A 22,028-nucleotide genomic window follows, 5' to 3' on the forward strand; every position below is an offset into this window, starting at 1 on the left:
TCTCCCCTTATGCCTTCGCTTCTACTTGATCTTTCTTGTATGTACGAAGTATCCAAATGAAGATACCGACCAAGAAGAACGAGCTAAATGGCATAATTAGTAGGCCCATAGGACGATACCAACCACCATCAGAAACCAAAGGTAAAATCTCAGCACCAAATAATGTACCTGAACCAAATAATTCACGTACAAAACCAACTGTCAGAAGTACTACTGAGTACCCTAAACCGTTACCAATACCATCTAAAAATGACATTGTTGGTGGTGATTTCATTGCATAAGCTTCAGCACGACCCATTACAATACAGTTTGTAATGATCAAACCAATGAAAGTAGATAACTCTTTTGCCGTGGTATAAACAACGGCCTGGAGTACCTGGTCAACAACGATTACCAACGAAGCAATAATCGTCATTTGAACAATGATACGTACACTTGAAGGAATATGGTTGCGTATCATTGAGATGAATAAGCTTGAGAATGCAGTTACCACAGTCAAAGCGATTGACATGATAAGCGCATTTTTAAGACTTGAAGTTACTGCAAGTGCAGAACAAACACCTAATACCTGAAGGGCAATTGGGTTGTTAGCAAAGACAGGTCCAAACAAGACGTCTTTCATTTCTTTAGCATTAGCCATTAGTTCAACGCTCCTTTACGTACTTTCGCAAGGAATGGACCAAAACCAGTGTTACCAGTCCAAAAATCAATTGTATTATCTACACCAACTGACGTTAATGTCGCACCTGATAACCCGTCAACCTTGTTGACGTCGCCACCAGAAGTGCCTTTAACAATATCAATTGGAAGTGACTTTCCAGCCCAAGTTGCCGTCCACTTAGGGTTTTGGATTTCACCACCAAGACCTGCCGTTTCATTATGCTTATAGAACTGGATTGCATTGATTGTTTGACCATCGCTGTCTAACGCTAGGAAACCAAACATTACGCCCCATAATCCATACCCTTGAATAGGCAAGATCACAGACGCCACATTACCATTTTCATCTTTACTAAGATAAACAGGCGAGTTGTTTGTCATGCGCTGAACGCCAGCAATGTCATCCGCTTTAGATAACGCAATGCTTCGTGCGTCATCAAACTTCGTCATTTCAAAATCAAATGACATAGGGTCAACGTCAACGAAATCACCTGTTTTCATATTGATAACGCGTGATTCAATGTTAGTACCAAAGGTTGCTTTTACATCAGTAACATCATTAAAGCCTGCTGCCGCTAAAATATTGCGCTGCACGTCTTCAATCTTGTTAGCTTGTTGCAGTGGACGTAACTGCACAGATGCAGCCGATACCACTACCGCACACACTAAACATAGACCAATAACAACGCCTAATGTTTTGCCTATAGATTCATTGTTACTAGACACGTGCTAATCTCCTCTTAACATTAGACTGCACAACAAAGTGGTCAAATAATGGCGCGAACAAGTTAGCAAAAAGAATAGCCAACATCATGCCTTCAGGGTATGCAGGGTTAACTACGCGAACAAGTACAACCATCACACCAATCAATGCACCGTATGCAAATTTACCTTTATTTGTGAATGACGCAGAAACTGGGTCAGTCGCCATAAAGAACATACCGAATGCAAAACCACCAAGTACTAAGTGCCAGTGCCAAGGCATTGCAAATGCTGGGTTTGTTTCAGAACCAAGTACATTAAATAGCGTTGACATCACAACCATACCTAGGAAAACACCTAGAACAATTCGCCATGACGCAATACGTACATATATTAAGAACAAGCCACCAATCATCAGTGCAAGCGTTGACGTTTCACCCATTGAACCTTGAATGAAGCCATAGAATGCATCCCACCAAAGCGCCATGTTGTTAAAATCAACTGCACCTTGTGCAACTTGACCTAAGTACGTTGCACCTGAGAATGAATCTACCGCAGTCCAAACCGTGTCACCAGAAATGTCAGCTGGGTATGCAAAGAATAAGAATGCACGACCCGCTAGTGCAGGGTTTAAGAAGTTACGACCCGTACCACCAAATACTTCTTTAGCAACAACAACACCAAAAGTAATACCTAGCGCAGCTTGCCATAGTGGAATAGTTGAAGGAAGAATAAGCGAGAACAACACAGAAGTTACGAAGAAGCCTTCGTTTACTTCATGCTTACGGATTGACGCGAATAATACTTCCCAGAATCCACCCACTAAAAAGACAGTGCCATAGATAGGTAAGTAGAAACACGCACCATAGAATATTTTAGCGCCCCAGCCAGCTTGTGCGGTTAATTCACCACCCAACGCTTGGAAAATCGCTACCTGCCATGTATTAGCAATTTCAAATCCGTTACCCAGCGCTAAAGCAGCTTGGTGACCGATATTGAACATACCAAAAAACATGGCAGGAAAAGTTGCCATCCACACTAAAATCATAATACGTTTTAGGTCGATGTTGTCACGCACATGCGTGCCGCCTTTGTTGACATAACCAGGCGTATAAAAGACAGTTGCTATCGCTTCATACAGAGCGTACCACTTTTCGTGCTTACCGCCTGCTTCAAAGTGAGGTTCAATGTCTTCTAAAAATTTCTTTAAGGCCATTTTAACCTTCCTTCTCGATAGTAGTCAGGCAATCACGAAGGATTGAACCGTACTCATACTTGCCAGGACACACGAATGTACACAATGCCAGATCTTCTTCATCTAGCTCTAATGCACCTAAGGTAATCGCACCATCTAAGTCACCTGCAATTAGGTCACGAAGTAAAGGTGTTGGTAAGATATCGAGTGGCATAACACGTTCATAGTTACCAATTGGTACCATCGCACGTTTAGACCCACCCGTAGACGTTGTCATTTTGAATAAACGACTCGGTGCTAAGTGTGAAACAAACATACGTGTTACTGAGAACTTGTTACTACCAGGCGCTATCCAACCAAATAGTTCTTTTTCGCGACCTTCAAGTAATACACATACTTGAACATGGTAACGGCCTAAGAAAGCATGAGGTCCGGCTGCTGTTTTACCAGCTAACACAGAGCCAGAAATGACTCGGTTATCACCGTCTTCAAGCTCACCGGCAACTAAATCAGTTAACGATGCACCTAATTGTGTTTTAATTAGACGTGGGTTTTTCACGCGAGGGCCAGCTAAGGATACAACACGCTCAGTGCTGATTTCGCCAGTTAAGAATAACTGACCAAACGCAATCACGTCTTGATAACCTAGATGCCAAACCTGCTTGCTAGCAGACACCGCGTCTAAATGATGGATATGAGTACCAACCAGTCCTGCTGGGTGTAAACCACCAAACTCATGCACTTCTACTTGAGAAAGCGACGAGCTAGGAACTTGACTACCAGCTTGTTTACAAACGAATACTTTACCATCAGTTAGTCTTGATACCACAGCAAGACCCGCTTCAAATGCTTCCACATTTTCAGCGATGATCACTGCAGGATCAGCAGCTAACGGATTAGTATCCATTGCAGTTACAAACACAGAGCTAGGAGTAGCATCTAGTGAAGCAACTTTGCTAAAAGGACGGACACGAAGCGCTGGCCATTGACCAGACTCAACAAGCACTTCTTTTACTTTATCACGCTCAAGGTTGCTTAATTCAGCAGCCGAGAACTTTTCAAAGGTAATTTGCTCATTGCCTTGTACTTCAATCACGATGGATTGTAGTACACGCTTAGCACCACGGTTGATTTCTTTAACTACACCAGCAGCTGGTGCAGTAAACTTGACGCCAGGATTCTTTTTATCTAAAAAAAGAACTTGGCCTTTCTTGACTTGGTCATCCACACGAACATGCATGGTAGGACGCATACCAATAAACTCTTCACCTAGCACAGCTACTCGTTTGACGGCAGAGCCATCATGAATAACTTGCTGAGGTGCGCCCTCTATGGGTAAGTCCAGACCTTTTTTTATGTTGATCATACGCACTTGCATTACATTAACGGAAAGAAATTGAAAAATCTTTTAATTACCACGGCGCTTGTTGCCTCGTATTCGTCAGGTATAAAAGAGCCACCTGTCCAAGTACCGAAACAAGCATCGTAGTCGTGTTCTCACATATTGCCGAGATTTTAACATTAATCACACTGACTATGCGAGGAGAAATATTAAATTAATACGTCTTTACAATGGTTTTTGTGTAGTTATGGGTCTTATATTTATTTCAACATAGACCAAAGTCGAATTGATGAAAAATATAGAAGGGTTTTGAGCAAAAATAAAGCTAGATGGGCGTAAAAATGTAGAATAAATGAACTAGACATACTAAAAAGTTAGGCCTAGTTCATAATTATCAAAATGTTACAACAGGTGATTAATCGTCACTACCGAGTCAACTTCTTGATCGTAATCTACCGTTTCGATACCAAAGCCAAACAAACGTAAGAACTCGTTGTGATAACCAACATAATCAGTCAGTTCATCAATGGTCTCAGTATTAACCGAGTCCCAAATTACTTGAATACGAGACTGAACATCATCTTCTAGCTCTTTATAGTTTTGGAATAAGTGCCCGCCCTCATCAAAACGTGGCGTTTCACCATAAAGACTTTCGCGGAACAATCCATTTATTTGCTCAATCGTGCCCTCATACGTACCATCCGCTTTCATCACTTTAAATAATGCAGAAATATAAAGCGGCATAATAGGGATCGCAGAACTGGCTTGAGTCACCACTGCATTTAACGAAGAAACATATGCTTCTCCCTTTAAAGACGCAGTCGATGCTTTAATGGCAGCTGTTGCTCTATCTAAATCTTCTTTTGCTTTTCCAATCGTTGCATGACCATATATTGGCCAAGTCAGTTCTTTACCAATGTACGTATATGCGGTCGTTTTAAAGTTGTCAGCTAGCACATCAGCTTCTTTTAAGGCGTCAACCCATAATTCCCAATCTTCACCACCCATGACTTTTACTGTATTGGCAATTTCATCTTCATTTGCCGCTTCAACAGTAATATCACCGATTGCACGCGCTGATGTATTTAAATTTTTGGTTGTAACGTCATTGCCAATTGGTTTTAGTACCGAAGAAAACACCTCACCGGTTTTTGGATCGGTACGACGTGGTGACGCTAAACTATAGATAACCAGATCAACCTTGCCCATTTCAGCTTTAATTGCCGCAATCGTCTTTTGCTTTATCTCGTCAGAAAATGCATCGCCATTTATGTTCTTAGACCATAAACCAGCTTCATCTGCCGCTTGCTGAAATGCCGCGGTATTGTACCAACCAGCTGATGCTGTTTTACGCTCAGTGCCTTCTTTTTCAAAAAAGATCCCTAACGTCTTTGCGCCTGCACCAAACGCCGCCGTAATACGAGATGCCAATCCATATCCCGTTGATGCACCAATAACTAATACATTCTTAGGGCCATTTTCAATTGGATCTTGCGCTTTTACATAATCAATTTGCTCTTGAACGTGAGCGGCACAACCAGCAGAGTGTGCGTTAGTACAAATAAAACCACGAATTTTTGGCTTAACGACCATGATAAATCCTATTTACTTTTCAAATAACTGCCATAGTTTAATGGTTGATCAGACAAACACAGGTCTGATCAGCTACTTATCAAACTTTGAACCACCTAAACATGTTGGTGAATCAGGAGTTTGTCCATTTTTATCACTATACTCTTCTGGAGTATAAGCATGGATAGAAAGTGCATGAATATGGTTAGCGAGTTCATCTTTTAAGATTTCATTGACGATACGATGACGCGGCAACAAACGCTTCCCTAAAAACTCTTCACTTACAATAACAACTTTAAAATGTGACTCTTCACCTCTGCTATGCATATGGCTTTCATTCACCACATTCAAGTGCTTACAGGCAATAGCAGCTGCAAGCTTATCATGAATTTTTTGTTGCATTGACATTTCAAGTCCTTATATAACTTTGTAATTTGCAGCTACTATACGCTTTTGCGTGTTATTGACCAACACTACGAAAGGTTAAATTTATGCGCCCACCTTTCACCCGCATTTGTTTTGGCAATGCATGTTGGTAGTGTGATTGACTATTACTGTGCATGAGTAACCCGCTGCCGTTTTCAAGCATTAGATCATAAGTCTTCTTTGAAGATTTCTCTTTTATTACAAATTTTCTTGCAGCTCCGAGCGAAATCGACACGATAAAGGGGTTTATACCAAGCTCGGTTTCATCATCACTGTGCCAGCCCATACAATCTTTACCATCTCGATACCAATTAACCAACAGCGCGTTAAAAGTATGGCCATACGTATTTTGCAAACGTATCCGCATATCATTTAGCACACTAGGCCAGCGTTCAGGGCTTAAAGCCTGCTTTGAATAACTGTAATTGACATCATTGTCTGCAATAAAGCTTTGCAACCGAGGAATATGATGTAACTTACCAAAGACTTGAATTTGTGGCTGCTGCCAATTTAAGTGAGCAGCTAAGTGTTCATACAGAGCAATCCCTTTACTATCGCTCATTACACTCTTTATATAGTCGAAGCCATGAGGCAAGAGCAGTTCAGGGTTTTGCAATGTCATGATACCATTCTCCTATTCTCTATGACTGCTACTATATTGACTATGACAACTGACGCGATACTGGGTGAGCATCACCTTACACTACACCGTTTTCCACTGGAACAAAAAAATCGCAGTTTACAAGCGTGGGATTCGGCCGATGAATATTTACTAGATTATACCTTTGAGCATCATGCTACACCCAGTCATGCGCTTGTTTTCAATGACGCTTTTGGCGCATTAGCCGCAGCATTTATAGCTCAATACCCAACGATTAGGGTTACGTCTGTATCTGACTCATTTGTTAGTCATCAAGCCTGCCAATATAATTTAGCCCAGAACACACTCAACATAGATCAGGTTAGTTTTCAAAATAGCTTAACTTCCCTACCCCAAGATGTTGATTTGATTTTAATGAAAGTGCCAAAAAACGCAGGCTTTATGCAGCATCAATTAGCTCAAATAAGCCAATTAGCGGCTGACATTCCGGTTGTCATTGCAGGTAAAGTTAAAGAAATACACAGCTCTACTCTTAAAAGTGTCACCCATTTTTTATCAGAGCCAACAACCAGCTTAGCCGTTAAAAAGTCTCGACTGATATTTGCCACCAGCACAGGCAAGCCTGTCAAAGACAAGTTCCCAACTAGCTGGGCTTTAGAAAAAACAGAATTTACCATTCACAATCATGCCAATGTATTTTCAAGGGACTCTCTCGATATCGGTGCGCGGTTTTTTTCTAACTACTTACCACAGGGTAAAAAGCCAATAAAAGTCATAGATCTCGGCTGTGGCAATGGCGTAATAGGCCTTTTAACGCTCGCTAAAATGCCTAATGCCAAACTCACATTTGTGGATGAATCAGCAATGGCTGTTGCAAGTGCAGAATATAATGTACTGCATAACTTACCTGAACAAAGCAGTAACTGTACTTTTATTCAAAATGACTGCTTGTCAGACTTCACGCCAGGTTCAGTTGATTTAGTGTTATGTAACCCTCCGTTTCACCAAGCACAAGCAATCACCGATCATATTGCTTGGCAAATGTTTGTTCAGGCAAAACAGACTTTAAAACAAGGTGGTGAATTACGTATTATTGGAAACCGTCATTTAGAGTATCAAGAAAAATTAAACCGCCTATTTGGCAATTGTAAAATTATCGGCAACAACAAAAAGTTTACCGTGCTAAGCGCAACAAAAAGAGGTTAGTCCATGTTAAAACTGTGTATTTTATTCATTAGTCTTCTCGCACTTTCAGGGTGTGCTACACAGCCAAAATCCGTTATTTTGAACCCAATCTATACGAGTGGGAAAGTCAGTCAGATCAATACCAGTATGCAAGCTAATGTGATTGATCATCGGATCACTAACTTTACAATTAAGGTGTTAAATCAAGAGCCCGCAGTATACTTACCTGACGCAAGCTTACCGCTGAAAGTGCAAAGCGCTTTTGCTAATGCACTTACCAGCAATGGGGCGACTGTAATCACCTCCTCAAATCGTAAAATCACACTTAAAATTAATGCTTTTCACAGCAAAATTACCGAAAGCCTAACGCAACATGAAAGCAACGCAACAGCAGACTGGCAAGTTATTGCTTCACACAACAACAATACTTTTGAAAAACGTTATACCGGTCAGTCAAAAATAACGGGGCCGTTAAAACATGACCAAGCTAAAGTTGAAACACAATTGAATGGCTTAATTCAAAAAATGCTTACTCGCATTGTTTCTGATCAAGCGCTAATCGACTTTTTACAAGGACAATAAAATGAAAAATATACTGTTTATCTGTGCGATACTGCTTTTGACTGGGCAATCGTTGGCAGCCAATAAAGAAGGCCGCTTTGTTCAAAAAGACAATCTATTCCCGCGTGTCGAAATCACCACCAGCCTTGGGAAGATCTCGCTTGAACTGGATCGCTCGCGTGCACCCATTACCGTAAATAATTTTCTGACATATGTGATCAATGGTGACTATAAGGGTTCAGTCTTTCACCGTGTTGAGCGTGACGATGCTAATGAACAAGATTTTGTGATCCAAGGGGGTGGCTATGACAAAGACTATGACGGTATGTTTGAACGCCCTCCGATATTCAACGAAAGTGGCAATGGTATGAAAAATGATATTTATAGTGTCGCCATGGCATACCAAGACAGTAAACCTCACTCAGGTACCCGACAGTTCTTTTTTAACATGGACAACAATAAGCACTTAAACCCAGGCCGCGATTGGGGCTTTGCAGTATTTGGCAATGTTACTGAGGGGTATGAAACACTCGATAAAATAATGCAAGTAGAAACGGGCTTTAATGAAAAACTTGGTTATACGTTTATTCCCAAAACACCTGTCATTATTTACGACATTACTGTCTTAAAAGCGATCGAATTTTAAATTATAATAAGAAGCACGAAAATGATCCTCAAAGCAAATTTACGCGACTATTTGGGTTACTATAAAGACCGACGATTGGTCACTATTTTTATGTTGGGGATCAGCAGTGGCTTCCCTTGGGTCTTAATTGGCTCCGTTATGTCTGCATGGTTAAAAGATGAAAGTCTAAGCCGCAGTATGATAGGGCTATTTGGTATCGTCTTCGGGGCCTACACCATTAACTTCTTATGGTCCCCTTTACTCGATCGGGTAAAGATCCCAAAATTAACCAAACTATTGGGCCAACGTAGAAGCTGGATTGCCCTGTGCCAAGTGATCACCGCGATAGCCACTATTGCAATGTCATATATTGTCATTAATGATAATTTGTTCAGTGCCGCCCTACTATGTTTTCTTATCGCCGTAGCGTCAGCGACACACGACATAGCAATTGATGCTTATCGCATTGATATATTACCTGAAGAAGAAAGTGAAAAAGCGACTGCCGCCGCCGCAATGGCCACTTCTGGGTGGTGGAGTGGCTATGCTTTATTAGGTGCCATCCCCTTTTTCTTAGCTGATTCACCCAATTTCGACTGGCCAAAGATTTATTTAGTACTTGGTATGATTATGGGGTTGCTAGTACTCGTTACACTCTTTGCCAAAGAGCCTGAGTCACAACGTGAACATATTCATAAACAGTTAGAATTAGCTTATCAAGCTCGGTTAGGTCACTCACAAAGTACCATAAATAAAGCTTTAGCGTGGTTTGCAGTGACGCTCATAGAGCCTTTTAAAAGCTTTTTCACTAAAAACGGCATAAAAACAGCACTTGCATTATTGCTATTTATATTCTTGTTTAAAATAGGTGAATCGTTTTTAGCAAGAATGTCGATTGTGTTTTATAAGGAAATTGGTTTCAGTAACACCCAGATTGGGCAATATTCAAAGCTAGGAACCGGAGTTATCACCATTATTTTCGCATTTTTAGGCAGTGTCTTTAACCATAAATATGGAATTGTTAAAGGACTATTTATCAGTGGATTAGCGATGGCTGCATCTAACCTCATGTTCTCCTGGATTGCGATATCAGGCCCTAAAGAACACTTATATGCAATGGCGATTGTAATTGATGGTTTCACACAAGCTTGGTCATTAGTCGCAATGGTCGCCTTTATTTCAATGATGTGTGACCGTGCATTCAGTGCGACGCATTACGCCCTACTTGCCTCATTAGGAAGCTTAGGGAGAACGGTTATGTCGAGCTACAGTGGAGTAGTCATAGATGACTGGTTAAATGGTAATTGGGCTGCATTCTTTGCCATAACCGCATTAATGGTAATTCCATCATTATTGTTGCTTTATATGATACGTCAAAAGCTATATGACATAGAGTTCGCGTACCATATTGCAAAAAAATAGAGGTAAGAGTGAGAGAATTGAGGTGCAGTTCCTTGCACCTTCTTACGCTAACTTATTTAATTAGTCTTCGTCTTTATTCACTAGGTTAAGACCTTCATACGGGTCTACCTCTAATGCTTCGCAATAGCGTAAAAATTCAATAACATCTAAACGACGTTCTTGATTTTCAATTTTACCAATAAAAGAATGCGGTGTGCCTAGAACCTGCGCCAGACTGCGCATTGTGTGGCCTTTTTCGTGACGCTTCGATTTTAACCATTTCGTTAATTTACCGTTTTCTTCTGAAGAAACCGTTTTACCCATCATATTTAACATCTCCTACTCGATGATTATTCTAATTTACACTGATATGAAATTTGCCCGTCTCACACCAGCGGTGTACTGTATACCATAGGCATGATTAAAAAATCTATCATTTGTTCCTATGTACCAAATTAGGTATAGCCTATATTTCTGTTAACACCTAATTAAAATTTAACTTTTTACCGACTTTTTATCCAAGCGTATACAGGCATTAACTTTAACAAATTTTTTATAAAATGCATCAGAAAATGAAATAATTTATTTTTTGATTTAAAACAAAGGCTTAGATAAACAAAAGAACAGGTAAACCTGAAAAAGAGAATCTTTTATGTTTAGACTGCTGTTTTTGTTACCTATTTTATTATGTATAGGGTGGTTTTGGTTTTTACGAAGTAATCAAGTTCCGCTGAAGCAAGGCAAGCAAGGATTTATCTACATTCTGATATTTAGTTCTTTTGTATTAGGATTCTTTACATTAATGATCCAAGTCACAAAGACATAAAAAAAGCCACGTTAACTCGTGGCTTTTTTCGTATTGTTCGTGGGGGTGCTTATTAAACGCTGAAGCTTGCCCCACAACCACATGTCGTGGTTGCATTTGGGTTGCTTACAAAGAAACGCGCGCCTTCTAACCCTTCAGTATAATCCACTACACCATCAATCAAATATTGAATACTCATAGGGTCTACAACCATAACCACACCATTTTTTTCAATTTCTAAATCGCCAGGGTTGGCTTTTTCATCAAAAGTGAATCCATATTGAAAACCAGAGCAACCACCTCCAGTTACGTAAACACGCAGCTTCAGCTCAGGATTCTCTTCTTCTTCAATTAATTCTTTTACACGATGCGCCGCAGCATCACTAAATTGAATTGGTAACTGTTCAGACATACTATTCGACCCTTGTACATTTTATGGCTGGATTATCTAATACCCGAGTGTTTTAATCAAGTATAGTCACAGCCCCATAATTGATTAAAATAGCTACATATCAAATATGATTCAGGGACTGTTGCTAAATTACTTATTATGACGGTTGTCTACCATTAACAATTATACGTATATGCCGATACAAAATTTCAGTTTAGCAATAAGACGAAGTGACATTTTTTTGATAGACTTAAGTCTTTAATATGACATGGAATTAAGATATGTCGCTGGATACATTACGGCGTAGTTTGGCCAAACCTAAAACATCAGTACAACTATGTTTGCTTGGGGTCTGTGCGGGCTTAATTGCAGCGATTTTAATCATATTATTTCGTCTCACCATCGTACTGGTGCAATCAACCTTTTTAGATGCCCCCGATCACTTTTCGCAACTTCCTGAATTTCAACGTGTCGCGCTACCAGTACTTGCAGCTCTACTCATTGCTCTATTCGCTAATTTAACTGGTTTTAGACATTACAGATTAGGGATCCCTTTTGTGATCCATCGTATTAAGCATCATTACGGGCAAATGCCAATTTGGAATACAGCAAATCAGTTTTTTGGTGGTGCAGTGGCACTTATCAGTGGCTTCTCTGTTGGCCGTGAAGGGCCTTCAGTGCACATGGGAGCCACAGGTGCCAGTATTTTAGCAGAAAGACTGCACTTACCTATGAATGCATCTCGTACCCTTGCTGGGTGTGGTGTGGCAGCCGGTATTGCAGCATCATTTAATACCCCACTCGCCGCCGTTATTTTTGTTATGGAAGTCGTTTTAAGAGAATATAAAATACATATTTTCGTGCCCATAATGCTCGCTGCTGTCACAGGTGCATTAGCAACCCAATTTGTATTTGGGGCTGGGTCGGAATTGGCGCTGATCAATGTGACCCCCTTGAGCTTTTGGCATTACCCTTATTTAATTCTCTGTGGTGCAGTCCTTGGTGCCGTCGCCTTTAGTTTTAACCAAAACCTTATGCTCATTATCAAAACCTTTAAACCATTGAGTATGTTGCCACGATTGCTATTAGCAGGCTTAATTGCAGGCCTTATCGGTTACATGGTACCTCAGGCCATGGGCTCTGGAATGAGCGCCATTACCATAGCTGTTGATTCACCAGAGAACATTCAATTACTGACCACTATCTTGATCGCAAAATTACTTGCAACACTGTTTGCTATTGGTTTAGGTATACCTGGAGGCCTAATTGGCCCCGTTATTGGTCTGGGCGTTGTCATGGGCACTTTGATGTCCTTTTTTGCACAGTTTATTACTCCAGGGGTAGATGTCAGCGGCACCTATGGGGTTTTAGGCATGGCAGGGTTACTTGCAGCTACCTTGCATGCGCCTTTGGCTGCTTTAACAGCTGTGATGGAGCTCACCTCTAGTCCTGAAATTATCGTCCCCGCTATGCTGGTGATCTCTACCGCCTATGTCACCGCACTGCAAGTATTTGGTAATCGTTCTATTTTTTTACAGCAGCTTGATTTTCAGGGCTTACCTTATCAAGTTTCTCCCGCCAGTGAAGCACTGCAAAAAGTGGGTATAATGGATGATATGGACGAACATTTTAAATTGTTATATTCCGATGACAAAGAACAAATAAAAGAAACACTCGATGCTGTTAATAGTCAAACCCCGCTGATCGTTTATGATGAAGAACACGGTTATCGGTTAGCAGAATATGATCTGAATTTAATGAGCGATCAAAGCATGAATATCTCCTATATTCCGCTTCAAGGTCTGAGCAGTCAAGCAACCTTGTCAGACGCATTTGATGTACTCAAAGATAAACGCAGTGGCGCTGTATATATTTACAATCAAAAAGATGATCAACAAATAATGGGCATATTACGCTGGGACCATATCCGTCATATTTTAACCACGCGTAATAGTTTACTTTAACATTGAGGGCACAATGAGCTTACTTTTAACTTTTAAAGCGTTACATCTCTTTTTTATGATCGCATGGTTTGCGGGTATTTTTTATCTTCCTAGATTATTTGTCTACCACGCAATGACCGAAGAAAAGTCATGCAGTGCCATGCTTAAAATAATGGAGCGTCGGTTACTTTACTTTGTTACCCCATTTGCAATCCTAACTCTGGTTTTCGGCGTATTAACTATCGTTGAGTATGGACGCGAGTGGTTCAGGTACAGTATGTGGCTACACTACAAATTAGTACTGGTGATCATCCTTTATATTTATCATGGCTTTTGCTTTAAATTACTCGCTGATTTTAAGCATGACAGAAATAAACGAAGCGATCGCTTCTATCGTTACTTTAACGAATTTCCAGTGCTGGTATTACTTGCAATTGTATTACTCGCGGTACTCAAACCAAGCCTTTAATTGTGTTACAATGGCGCGCCAAATAACCATGCGACTGCATGCGCGTTATGATGGTGGTTTGCTGCGCCGCAAGCCCGTTGTCAATCAGTGATTAGGAACCACCCCATGTTAAGTTTCCAAGGTGAAAACATTCTTTCCGTAAATCAATTGGACCGAGAGGCAATTGAGCATATTTTTGCTGTCGCAAAACAAATGGAACCTTATGCAAAAAAGCATAAGCGTACGCGTGTTTTAGAGGGCGCTATCTTAGCCAACCTATTCTTTGAACCCAGCACTCGGACACGAGTGAGCTTTGGTACCGCATTTAACTTACTCGGTGGCATTGTCCGAGAGACAACGGGTATGCAAAGCTCTGCATTAGCGAAGGGTGAGTCTCTATACGATACTGCACGTGTCATTTCAGCTTATGCTGATGCTGTCGCAATGCGCCACCCTGATGCAGGTTCAGTCTCAGAATTTGCGACAGGGTCAGACGTTCCCGTTATTAATGGTGGTGACGGGCCCAATGAGCACCCCACTCAAGCCTTATTAGACTTACTGACGATCGATAGAGAGTTGGGCCGTTTTGAGCGTGGCATTGATGGGATGCATATCGCACTGGTGGGCGATTTAAAATATGGCCGCACGGTACACTCTTTATCAAAGTTACTTTGTCATTATAAAGATATTCGCTTCAGTATGGTTGCACCTGACGGATTACAAATGCCCGATTACATCTTAGATAGTGTCAGTAATGCCGGTCATAAAATAGAAATCGTGTCACAAATGGAAGGCAACCTAGCCGCTGATATCGTCTATCAAACACGTATTCAAGAAGAGCGTTTTCCTTCTCAAGAAGAAGCAAATAAGTACCGTGGTGGCTTTCGGATAAGCCAAGCCATTTACAACGCGCACTGCAAACCAAACTCAGTATTAATGCATCCACTGCCGCGTGATAGCCGCAGTGATGCCAATGAACTAGACAATGATCTCAATAATAACGACAACCTCGCAATATTCCGTCAAGTACAAAATGGTGTCTTGATCCGAATGGCGTTGTTTGCATTAACGCTTGGCGTAGAAAACCAAATTACTCAATATGAAGCAGATGTACCTTGGTTCAGCCGTAAGCGTAATAGCTAAGCAGATAGGAATTTAACATGACCATAAGCCAAGATTTATTTTCTCGTGCACAGACCTCTATCCCAGGTGGCGTAAACTCTCCTGTGCGTGCATTCAATGGTGTAGGCGGTACACCTTTGTTTATTACCAAAGCCGAAGGGCCTTTCACCTACGATGCCGACAATAATCGCTATATCGATTATGTGGGATCGTGGGGACCGATGATCTTAGGGCACAATCACCCAGAGATAAAACAAGCTGTTTTAACCGCAGTAGAAAACGGACTAAGCTATGGTGCCCCAACTGAAGCTGAAATTCTTATGGCGGAAAAAGTCAAAGAGCTAGTTCCTTCAATTGAAAAAGTACGTATGGTAAGTTCAGGTACAGAAGCCACCATGAGCGCAATTCGTTTAGCGCGAGGCTACACCAACCGTGACAAAATCCTCAAATTTGAAGGGTGTTATCATGGCCATGCAGATTCTTTATTGGTTAAAGCAGGCTCTGGCGCACTCACCATGGGCGTACCTAGCTCACCAGGGATCCCAGAAGATTTTGCCAAACACACGCTCACCGTATCATTTAATAATTTAGATGAAGTGAAAGCCATTTTTGCACAATACCAGGATGAAATATCTTGTATTATCGTGGAGCCAGTTGCCGGTAACATGAACTGTATCCCACCTGAACCTGGTTTCTTGCAAGGTTTACGTGAAGTGTGTGATGAACACGGCGCAGTACTGATCTTTGATGAAGTCATGACAGGATTTCGAGTTGCACTTGGGGGCGCTCAAGCTTATTACGACATTCAACCTGATTTGACCTGCTTAGGTAAAGTGATTGGTGGCGGTATGCCTGTCGGTGCGTTTGGTGGTAAACAAGCCATTATGGATTATATTGCCCCGGTTGGCCCTGTATACCAAGCTGGTACTTTGTCAGGCAACCCAATAGCTATGGCCGCCGGCTTAAAAGCGCTGGAGCTTTTATCTGCTGAAGGCTTGCATGATGAACTTGAAGCAAAAAGTAAAGCACTATGTGAAGGCTTCCAACACGCTGCTGATGCCGCGGGTATCCCACTGACCACCAATTTTGCCGGTGGTATGTATGGGTTCTTCTTCACTGACGCTGAATCTGTTACCAGTTATCAGCAAGCTACAGAATGTGATTTAGAGCGCTTTAAACGTTTCTTCCATCTAATGCTAGAAGAAGGGGTGTATTTAGCCCCCTCAGCGTTTGAAGCTGGGTTTGTTAGTACAATGCACTCAGATGAAGACATTCAAAATACGATAGCTGCTGCGCAACGTGCCTTTGCTAAATTGTAATACACTGAGTGTTATTACAGTAAATTATTGAATAAAAAGCCCGAAAGGGCTTTTTTTATGCCTGTCTATTTTATTTTGAACTAATATTAGTCATTACACGGTCTACTCTTCTCGAATATTTTTAACATTCAAAAGTGAATCATATGCAAGGACTAAGAACGCTCAGCGCGCCCGCAACTCAATTTATGGCGCAATTAAAATACAAAACAAAAATAACCTTAGTGTTCGGTATTTTACTGGTTCCATTGAGTTTAAGTTTATTTTTTCTTACCAACATTCTGTCTGACTCTATTCGTGTTAGTAAAGAACAGCAACATGGTTTAAGTATCTACCCTAAATTGCTGTCGAATATTATGCAAGCGCGAACGCAAAGCAATAAACAAGTCGCTGAAGCTGCGGGTTTTAAGCTAACAACACAAAAAAACTCCTCCGTCTTAGAGCTGGTTTCTATTCAATCTAAGCTAGCGATTGATGATAATTTAACCCGCTCCTATATAAACCGAACTTTGGTTGAGTCAACGCCTCGCCTATTGGCACAAATAAATGCTGTTGCAGAACAAGCTAATAAAGTCATTAATGCCGGTCGCTTTACTCCGGATAGCTTTATTGCACTGTCTAATTTGAATAAAGGATTACCAGCTTTTAACGAACAACTACAAAGCAAGTTACTTGTAGCCTTGCACGCTATGCCAAGTACAAAAAAAGCGCTTCAAAAACATGTTGAGGCATTAGAGAAAAGCTTAGATGAATACAGAAATGCCGTCACCAATAAGCTCTTAGAACCTGATGACTTAGAGCTCAACGCCAGTCAGTTTTCTCGCTTTCACCAAAAGGTATTGGATGACGTTAATGCCTTAGTCAATACGGCTACCCCACAATTAAAGTCTTTATTAGCGCAAAAATTAGAACAGCAGCGCCTGATCCGAAATACCGTGGCATTTGCCGCACTCGTTAGTTTGTTAATTGCAGTTTATTTAATGTTAGGGTTTTATTTTGCAGTTTCAGATAGCATTTCAAACTTTTCGCAGACTGCAGCACGAGCTGCGCGTGGTGATTTAAGTGCCAAAGCCACAGCGTATGGTAAAGACGAGATGTCGATCATTGTAGAGCAATACAACAAAGTAATTGATGCTTTCGTGCATCTATTAGAAGATGTGAACGTGACCAGTAGTGATTTGCACACCGCGACTAAACAACTGAGTCAAATCAGCCAAGACACTCGGGATGATGTTGATCAGCAACAAAATAAAATCCATACCATTCATGCTGCTTTAAGTGAAATGGCGCACTCTGCAGACTCTGTTGAAACCTCTGCTCAGCATGCAACCGAACTTGCAACCACCGCAGCAGAACACGTCAAGCAAGGTACCACCAATACCACCGAACTAGCTCAACATATGACAGAACTACAATTAGAATTTGAAGAAAGCAGAGTCGCACTCGATAAACTTGCACAAGATAGTCAAAATATTAGTAAAGTCAGCGCCGCTATTAGTGAAATCGCAGAGCAAACCAACCTACTGGCACTCAATGCCGCGATTGAAGCCGCCAGAGCTGGAGAACAAGGCCGCGGCTTTGCGGTTGTAGCCGATGAAGTACGCACACTGGCAAAACGCACACAGCAGCAAACAGAAGAAATACACAGTATTATTAGCTCCTTACAAAATGCCTCAAACGACACCCAAAGCAAGATGCGTAATAGTGTTGAAAAAATGGAGCTTGGCGTAAACGCGGCGAACCAAACCAACCAAGTGCTAAAAGCTGCGGAACAAAGCATGAACGATATTGACCAGCAGGGACACCTTATTTCAGGTTTGGTCAAGCAGCAATCTAACGCAACACAACAAGCACTGACTGACTCAAGTGAAATAAGTAACTTAGCAGAACATACTTTGGTGTCTGCCGAAGCTACTCAAGAGGGAGCGCATAAGCTGTCTGCTATGGCCACCAATTTACAAACCGCGATGAGCCAATTTAAGACTTAATGATATCCAGTAAGTTTTCAAAGCCTCAGCTACTTAATACAGCTAGGCCTCGGCTCAAATTCACTGGTCCGCAGCGGCAGTTGGATCACCTTACCACACCCTGGAGGGGCTTGCTTACCGGTTTTTTCGTTAACAAAAGCCCAACGAATGCCATCTGGCCGCGAGTCTGCAATGGCTTGCGGGTTTAGCGGTTTTAAGTAACGAATATAGAGCTCTAAAGCACCGCTGGCACCTGTGAGGCCCGTTGTGCGGTTATCATCTCGCCCTAACCAGGTCACAGTTACCGTATTATGGTCAAACCCAGCAAACCAGCTATCACGTAAATCATTACTCGTTCCCGTTTTACCTGCAAGTTGAATTGACGGAAAGTGTGCATTTATGCGCCGAGCGGTACCATCTTTGGTCACCCGTTTTAGCCCATACTTAATCATATAACTTGCTTCTACTGAAAAGCGTGTATCTGCATCAACATTATGCTCATATAACACTCGCCCAACTGAATCTGTCATCGCAGAAATGCTGGTTAATTTTCGATATTGTCCGCCACTTGCGATGGTGGTGTACATTTGCGCCACATCAAAACTAGATAGCTCTATCGCGCCTAACAATAAAGAGGGGTATTGGTTTATTTTATCTTCTATTCCCAGTTTATTTAGTGATTCAGCAACGTTGTGAACCCCAATATCAAGCCCTAGATTCACCACAGGAATATTAATACTGCGACTAAATGCCCTGAACAAAGGCATATAACCCCTAAACTTATGATCAAAATTTTCAGGTTTCCATGTATCGCCCGCTTCATCTGTTACTTGAAGTGGAGAGTCATCTAATAACGTGCCTAAATTATATTGTGATTGCTCCAACGCCGTTAAGTACACAGCGGGCTTCACAAGAGAACCTATATTACGTTTGGTGTCTAGTACTCGATTAAAACCGTTATAACGCACTTCTCGACCAGCAACTAAAGCAGAGACGCCGCTTTTTTCTATGTTAACTGAAATCATGGCTGTTTCTAGTTGCTTGGTTTTAAAGCGCCGCTCTAAATAGGGTAATCCTGCACCAATGGCTTGCTCCATAGCCGTTTGCTTTTGCAAATCAAAATAAGTAAAAATCCGCACTCCGGCATTCACTATCTCTTGATTTGGTAAGCGCTTTTTCAGCTCTCGATTAACCAACTCAAGATAGCCTGGGTAGCTCTTATGTAGACTGTTTTTGAGAGTCTGGATTTTGATTGGCCTCGCTAGCGCCTGACGGAATTCATTAGTGCTAATATGGCCGGACTCAGCCAGCAAACGTAGTACCAAATCTCGGCGTTCTTGTACTCGTTCAGGGTAACGTCGCGGATTATAATAAGAAGGCCCCTTAACCATCGCCACCAGCAAAGCAATTTGATCAAACTCCAGCTCATCTACAGGCTTTGCAAAGTAAAACTCTGCCGCTAATCCCATTCCGTGCACGCCTTGATTATAGGCTTGGCCTAAATAGACCTCGTTTAAATAGGCTTCAAGGATCTCATCTTTGCTGTATCTATAATCCAGAATCAACGCGATAAACGCTTCATTAATTTTTCGAACAATGGATCGCTCTCGGGTTAAATAGAAATTTTTGGCCAATTGCTGAGTGAGTGTACTACCCCCTTGCACGGTACGACCAACTTTTATATTGGTATAAAACGCGCGCATAATCGACCATAGCGATACCCCATGATGTTCATAAAAATCTCGATCTTCGACGACTAATAACGCTTTTTTAAGGATATTAGGGAATTGGGCTAACGGTACAAATTCACGGTCTTGATTACTTTCATTACCAATACGAGCTATCTGAACGGGCTCAAGTCTGGCTGAATTAACCCTGCGTCCACTTTGATCAACAATGCTGGCGAGCTTTTTACCCGCGAAGTTTAAAGTAAAGATACGTGCGTGCTCACTGCCATCGTGAAAATTAAAGCTGCGCCGATGTACCTCAATAGTCCGCCCTTGTAAAACATACTGCCCTGTGCGATTTATTCTATTAACTTGTGAATAATTTAAGCGCTTTAGCTCCCATAGCACCTCCTCTTCTGACAAATATTGATCTGGGTAAAAGGTCATTGCACGTGCATACACTTGCACTGGGAGTTGCCACTTATTGCCTTCAAATTGTTTGGTGATTTTGGCATCTAAATAGACCACATAAAACGCCACCACAACAATACACGCCAAGCTACCTTTCCATAATAAGTTCCAAAGGGTGCGTAATGTTCGTTGTTTAATTCGTTGAAATAATGACTGGGCAGTAGGTTTTTTTACCGCTTTTTTTCTGGGTTTTGGCTTGGTTGCTTTTGCTTTGGTTTTATTGGCTGACTTATCAGCTTTGTCAGTGCTTTTTTTAGAACCTGTGTTTTTTTCTGCCATGCCTACCGTACAAAAGAAAGTTATAAATAATTGATAAGCGTAGGTTACCGCAGATTAACCAGACCTGAAAGTAACAACGGGCCCACAGGCCCGTAAATATTACAGATAAGGCTGTTATTTTATTGTGAGCGAACACTCACAAACTCTGGATAAGCATCAATGCCGCAGTCATGCTGATCCATACCATTTATTTCTTCTTCTTCCCCTACTCGGATCCCCATTGTCGCTTTGAGCAATGCCCAGACTAAGTATGACATTATAAATACAAACCCAACAATACATACCAGCCCTATAAGTTGAACCCCATAAGATGCATCGCTGTTTGACAATGGCACTAACATAACACCCAACATCCCACATGTACCATGTACAGAGATAGCGCCAACCGGATCGTCAACCTTTGCTTTATCTAAAAATATAATACTAAACACCACCAGCGAACCACCCAAAGAGCCCAATAAACACGCCATCAGAGGTGTCGGTGAAGCTGGCTCTGCAGTAATGACCACAAGACCTGCTAAAGCACCATTTAAAATCATTGTCAGATCAGCTTTACCCCACAAGATTTTGCAGACTAAAAGTGCAGCAATAGCACCAGTAGCAGCAGCGGCATTGGTATTGAGTAATATTTGACTTACTGCAATAGCATTATCTTTATCCGCCAAAAACAACTGAGAACCGCCGTTAAAACCAAACCACCCCATCCACAGTATAAAAGTACCTAATGTTGCCAATGGCATATTTGATCCTGGGATTGGGTAAATCTCGCCATTACGACCATACTTTCCTTTGCGCGCTCCGAGCAATAAGACACCCGCTAATGCTGCTGCTGCCCCAGCTCCATGCACAATCGCAGATCCTGCAAAATCCACAAAACCTAGCTGAGATAAAAACCCTCCTCCCCAGGTCCAGAACCCTTCAACTGGATATATAAAGCCCGTTAACGCCACTGTAAACGCTAAAAATGCCCACAGTTTCATGCGCTCTGCAACCGCACCTGAGACAATCGACATTGCCGTCGCAACAAAGACGACTTGGAAGAAAAAGTCAGCCTCTAACGCATGTGTCGCATCTGTACTTGCCATGCCAATTAAAGCACCAAACGCCGGCACTACCCCACCTTCAGTATTTCCCACATACATAATGTTGTAGCCAATCAGCAAAAACATGGTGCACGCAATAGCATAAAGTGCGATGTTCTTGGTCAGTATTTCGGTGGTATTTTTAGAGCGAACAAGCCCCGCTTCAAGCATGGCAAAACCTGCCGCCATCCACATAACTAGCACGCCAGAGATCAGAAAGTAGAAAGTATTTAATGAAAATTTAAGTTCTATGATTGCGTTTTCCAT

At 41.6% G+C, this 22,028-nt stretch carries 20 protein-coding genes; 9 read left to right on the forward strand and 11 right to left on the reverse strand.

The features are described from left to right. Positions 1-7: 7 nt before the first annotated feature. From PCIT_RS09130 to PCIT_RS09160, 7 genes are all read right to left on the reverse strand, one after another. On the reverse strand, positions 8-640 hold the full coding sequence (locus PCIT_RS09130; RefSeq protein WP_010362843.1) for an NADH:ubiquinone reductase (Na(+)-transporting) subunit D: 633 nt from the start codon (positions 638-640) through the stop codon (positions 8-10). Continuing rightward, on the reverse strand, positions 640-1,386 hold the full coding sequence (locus PCIT_RS09135) for a Na(+)-translocating NADH-quinone reductase subunit C (RefSeq protein WP_010362842.1): 747 nt from the start codon (positions 1,384-1,386) through the stop codon (positions 640-642). Before PCIT_RS09135 ends, PCIT_RS09130 begins: the two co-directional genes overlap by 1 nt. After that, positions 1,379-2,578: an NADH:ubiquinone reductase (Na(+)-transporting) subunit B gene (locus tag PCIT_RS09140; RefSeq protein ID WP_010362841.1), complete on the reverse strand. Its 1,200-nt coding sequence runs from the start codon at positions 2,576-2,578 to the stop codon at positions 1,379-1,381. The genes PCIT_RS09135 and PCIT_RS09140 overlap by 8 nt, the downstream gene beginning before the upstream one ends. Before the next feature lies 1 nt (position 2,579). Next, positions 2,580-3,923 carry a Na(+)-translocating NADH-quinone reductase subunit A gene (locus PCIT_RS09145; protein ID WP_010362840.1) on the reverse strand — a complete coding sequence of 448 codons (1,344 nt, stop codon included), beginning with the start codon at positions 3,921-3,923 and terminating at the stop codon, positions 2,580-2,582. A 378-nt stretch (positions 3,924-4,301) separates the two neighbouring features. Next, positions 4,302-5,492: an enoyl-ACP reductase FabV gene (gene fabV, locus PCIT_RS09150; protein ID WP_010362839.1), complete on the reverse strand. Its 1,191-nt coding sequence runs from the start codon at positions 5,490-5,492 to the stop codon at positions 4,302-4,304. Between the two features lie 72 nt (positions 5,493-5,564). Continuing rightward, entirely contained in the window at positions 5,565-5,879 is a 315-nt protein-coding gene (locus PCIT_RS09155; protein ID WP_010362838.1) for a BolA family protein, read from the reverse strand. Between the two features lie 52 nt (positions 5,880-5,931). Beyond that, positions 5,932-6,519 (reverse strand): alpha-ketoglutarate-dependent dioxygenase AlkB family protein, encoded by a 588-nt coding sequence (locus PCIT_RS09160; protein WP_010362837.1) that lies wholly within the window; start codon positions 6,517-6,519, stop codon positions 5,932-5,934. A 42-nt stretch (positions 6,520-6,561) separates the two neighbouring features. Here PCIT_RS09160 and PCIT_RS09165 point away from each other — a divergent pair, with 42 nt between their 5' ends. The 4 genes from PCIT_RS09165 to PCIT_RS09180 are packed head-to-tail and all read left to right on the forward strand — an operon-like array spanning position 6,562 to position 10,291. Beyond that, positions 6,562-7,704, forward strand: a complete 1,143-nt coding sequence (locus PCIT_RS09165; protein ID WP_010362836.1) for a methyltransferase — start codon at positions 6,562-6,564, stop codon at positions 7,702-7,704. Between the two features lie 3 nt (positions 7,705-7,707). Further along, positions 7,708-8,265 (forward strand): YajG family lipoprotein, encoded by a 558-nt coding sequence (locus tag PCIT_RS09170; RefSeq protein WP_010362835.1) that lies wholly within the window; start codon positions 7,708-7,710, stop codon positions 8,263-8,265. 1 nt (position 8,266) lies between these two features. Then, entirely contained in the window at positions 8,267-8,890 is a 624-nt protein-coding gene (locus PCIT_RS09175) for a peptidylprolyl isomerase (protein ID WP_010362834.1), read from the forward strand. 21 nt (positions 8,891-8,911) lie between these two features. Then, on the forward strand, positions 8,912-10,291 hold the full coding sequence (locus tag PCIT_RS09180) for an AmpG family muropeptide MFS transporter (RefSeq protein WP_010362833.1): 1,380 nt from the start codon (positions 8,912-8,914) through the stop codon (positions 10,289-10,291). A gap of 60 nt (positions 10,292-10,351) precedes the next feature. Here PCIT_RS09180 and PCIT_RS09185 read toward each other — a convergent pair whose 3' ends face one another. Together PCIT_RS09185 and erpA are read right to left on the reverse strand one after the other, a co-directional pair. Then, positions 10,352-10,597, reverse strand: a complete 246-nt coding sequence (locus PCIT_RS09185; protein WP_010362832.1) for a helix-turn-helix domain-containing protein — start codon at positions 10,595-10,597, stop codon at positions 10,352-10,354. A 551-nt stretch (positions 10,598-11,148) separates the two neighbouring features. Continuing rightward, on the reverse strand, positions 11,149-11,487 hold the full coding sequence (gene erpA, locus PCIT_RS09190) for an iron-sulfur cluster insertion protein ErpA (protein ID WP_010362831.1): 339 nt from the start codon (positions 11,485-11,487) through the stop codon (positions 11,149-11,151). Positions 11,488-11,747: 260 nt separating this feature from the next. Here erpA and PCIT_RS09195 point away from each other — a divergent pair, with 260 nt between their 5' ends. The 5 genes from PCIT_RS09195 to PCIT_RS09215 all read left to right on the forward strand — a co-directional run bounded on the left by PCIT_RS09195 (position 11,748) and on the right by PCIT_RS09215 (position 18,283). Next, positions 11,748-13,430: a chloride channel protein gene (locus PCIT_RS09195; protein ID WP_010362830.1), complete on the forward strand. Its 1,683-nt coding sequence runs from the start codon at positions 11,748-11,750 to the stop codon at positions 13,428-13,430. 13 nt (positions 13,431-13,443) lie between these two features. Next, on the forward strand, positions 13,444-13,878 hold the full coding sequence (locus PCIT_RS09200) for a CopD family protein (protein ID WP_010362829.1): 435 nt from the start codon (positions 13,444-13,446) through the stop codon (positions 13,876-13,878). Between the two features lie 105 nt (positions 13,879-13,983). After that, positions 13,984-15,000: an aspartate carbamoyltransferase gene (locus tag PCIT_RS09205; protein ID WP_010362828.1), complete on the forward strand. Its 1,017-nt coding sequence runs from the start codon at positions 13,984-13,986 to the stop codon at positions 14,998-15,000. Between the two features lie 17 nt (positions 15,001-15,017). Further along, on the forward strand, positions 15,018-16,298 hold the full coding sequence (gene hemL, locus PCIT_RS09210) for a glutamate-1-semialdehyde 2,1-aminomutase (protein WP_010362827.1): 1,281 nt from the start codon (positions 15,018-15,020) through the stop codon (positions 16,296-16,298). A gap of 143 nt (positions 16,299-16,441) precedes the next feature. Further along, on the forward strand, positions 16,442-18,283 hold the full coding sequence (locus tag PCIT_RS09215; protein ID WP_010362826.1) for a methyl-accepting chemotaxis protein: 1,842 nt from the start codon (positions 16,442-16,444) through the stop codon (positions 18,281-18,283). A gap of 29 nt (positions 18,284-18,312) precedes the next feature. On the opposite strand, the gene mrcB is transcribed toward PCIT_RS09215, so the two are convergent. Further along, positions 18,313-20,679, reverse strand: a complete 2,367-nt coding sequence (mrcB, locus tag PCIT_RS09220) for a penicillin-binding protein 1B (protein ID WP_010362825.1) — start codon at positions 20,677-20,679, stop codon at positions 18,313-18,315. A 119-nt stretch (positions 20,680-20,798) separates the two neighbouring features. After that, the gene (locus PCIT_RS09225) at positions 20,799-22,028 is read right to left on the reverse strand and encodes an ammonium transporter (protein WP_010362824.1); all 1,230 of its coding nucleotides are present in this window, start codon (positions 22,026-22,028) and stop codon (positions 20,799-20,801) included.

The sequence above is a fragment of the Pseudoalteromonas citrea genome (assembly GCF_000238375.3).
Lineage (GTDB): Bacteria > Pseudomonadota > Gammaproteobacteria > Enterobacterales > Alteromonadaceae > Pseudoalteromonas > Pseudoalteromonas citrea.

Bases quoted from the DNA above. Each gene is read 5' to 3' on its own strand.
- mrcB (WP_010362825.1), bottom strand. From the start codon at position 20,679: ATGGCAGAAAAAAACACAGGTTCTAAAAAAAGCACTGACAAAGCTGAT.
- PCIT_RS09140 (WP_010362841.1), bottom strand. From the start codon at position 2,578: ATGGCCTTAAAGAAATTTTTAGAAGACATTGAACCTCACTTTGAAGCA.
- PCIT_RS09155 (WP_010362838.1), bottom strand. From the start codon at position 5,879: ATGTCAATGCAACAAAAAATTCATGATAAGCTTGCAGCTGCTATTGCC.
- PCIT_RS09170 (WP_010362835.1), top strand. From the start codon at position 7,708: ATGTTAAAACTGTGTATTTTATTCATTAGTCTTCTCGCACTTTCAGGG.
- PCIT_RS09185 (WP_010362832.1), bottom strand. From the start codon at position 10,597: ATGATGGGTAAAACGGTTTCTTCAGAAGAAAACGGTAAATTAACGAAA.
- PCIT_RS09225 (WP_010362824.1), bottom strand. From the start codon at position 22,028: ATGGAAAACGCAATCATAGAACTTAAATTTTCATTAAATACTTTCTAC.
- PCIT_RS09215 (WP_010362826.1), top strand. From the start codon at position 16,442: ATGCAAGGACTAAGAACGCTCAGCGCGCCCGCAACTCAATTTATGGCG.
- PCIT_RS09130 (WP_010362843.1), bottom strand. From the start codon at position 640: ATGGCTAATGCTAAAGAAATGAAAGACGTCTTGTTTGGACCTGTCTTT.
- PCIT_RS09180 (WP_010362833.1), top strand. From the start codon at position 8,912: ATGATCCTCAAAGCAAATTTACGCGACTATTTGGGTTACTATAAAGAC.
- PCIT_RS09195 (WP_010362830.1), top strand. From the start codon at position 11,748: ATGTCGCTGGATACATTACGGCGTAGTTTGGCCAAACCTAAAACATCA.
- PCIT_RS09160 (WP_010362837.1), bottom strand. From the start codon at position 6,519: ATGACATTGCAAAACCCTGAACTGCTCTTGCCTCATGGCTTCGACTAT.
- hemL (WP_010362827.1), top strand. From the start codon at position 15,018: ATGACCATAAGCCAAGATTTATTTTCTCGTGCACAGACCTCTATCCCA.
- PCIT_RS09165 (WP_010362836.1), top strand. From the start codon at position 6,562: ATGACAACTGACGCGATACTGGGTGAGCATCACCTTACACTACACCGT.
- PCIT_RS09205 (WP_010362828.1), top strand. From the start codon at position 13,984: ATGTTAAGTTTCCAAGGTGAAAACATTCTTTCCGTAAATCAATTGGAC.
- erpA (WP_010362831.1), bottom strand. From the start codon at position 11,487: ATGTCTGAACAGTTACCAATTCAATTTAGTGATGCTGCGGCGCATCGT.
- PCIT_RS09145 (WP_010362840.1), bottom strand. From the start codon at position 3,923: ATGATCAACATAAAAAAAGGTCTGGACTTACCCATAGAGGGCGCACCT.
- fabV (WP_010362839.1), bottom strand. From the start codon at position 5,492: ATGGTCGTTAAGCCAAAAATTCGTGGTTTTATTTGTACTAACGCACAC.
- PCIT_RS09200 (WP_010362829.1), top strand. From the start codon at position 13,444: ATGAGCTTACTTTTAACTTTTAAAGCGTTACATCTCTTTTTTATGATC.
- PCIT_RS09175 (WP_010362834.1), top strand. From the start codon at position 8,267: ATGAAAAATATACTGTTTATCTGTGCGATACTGCTTTTGACTGGGCAA.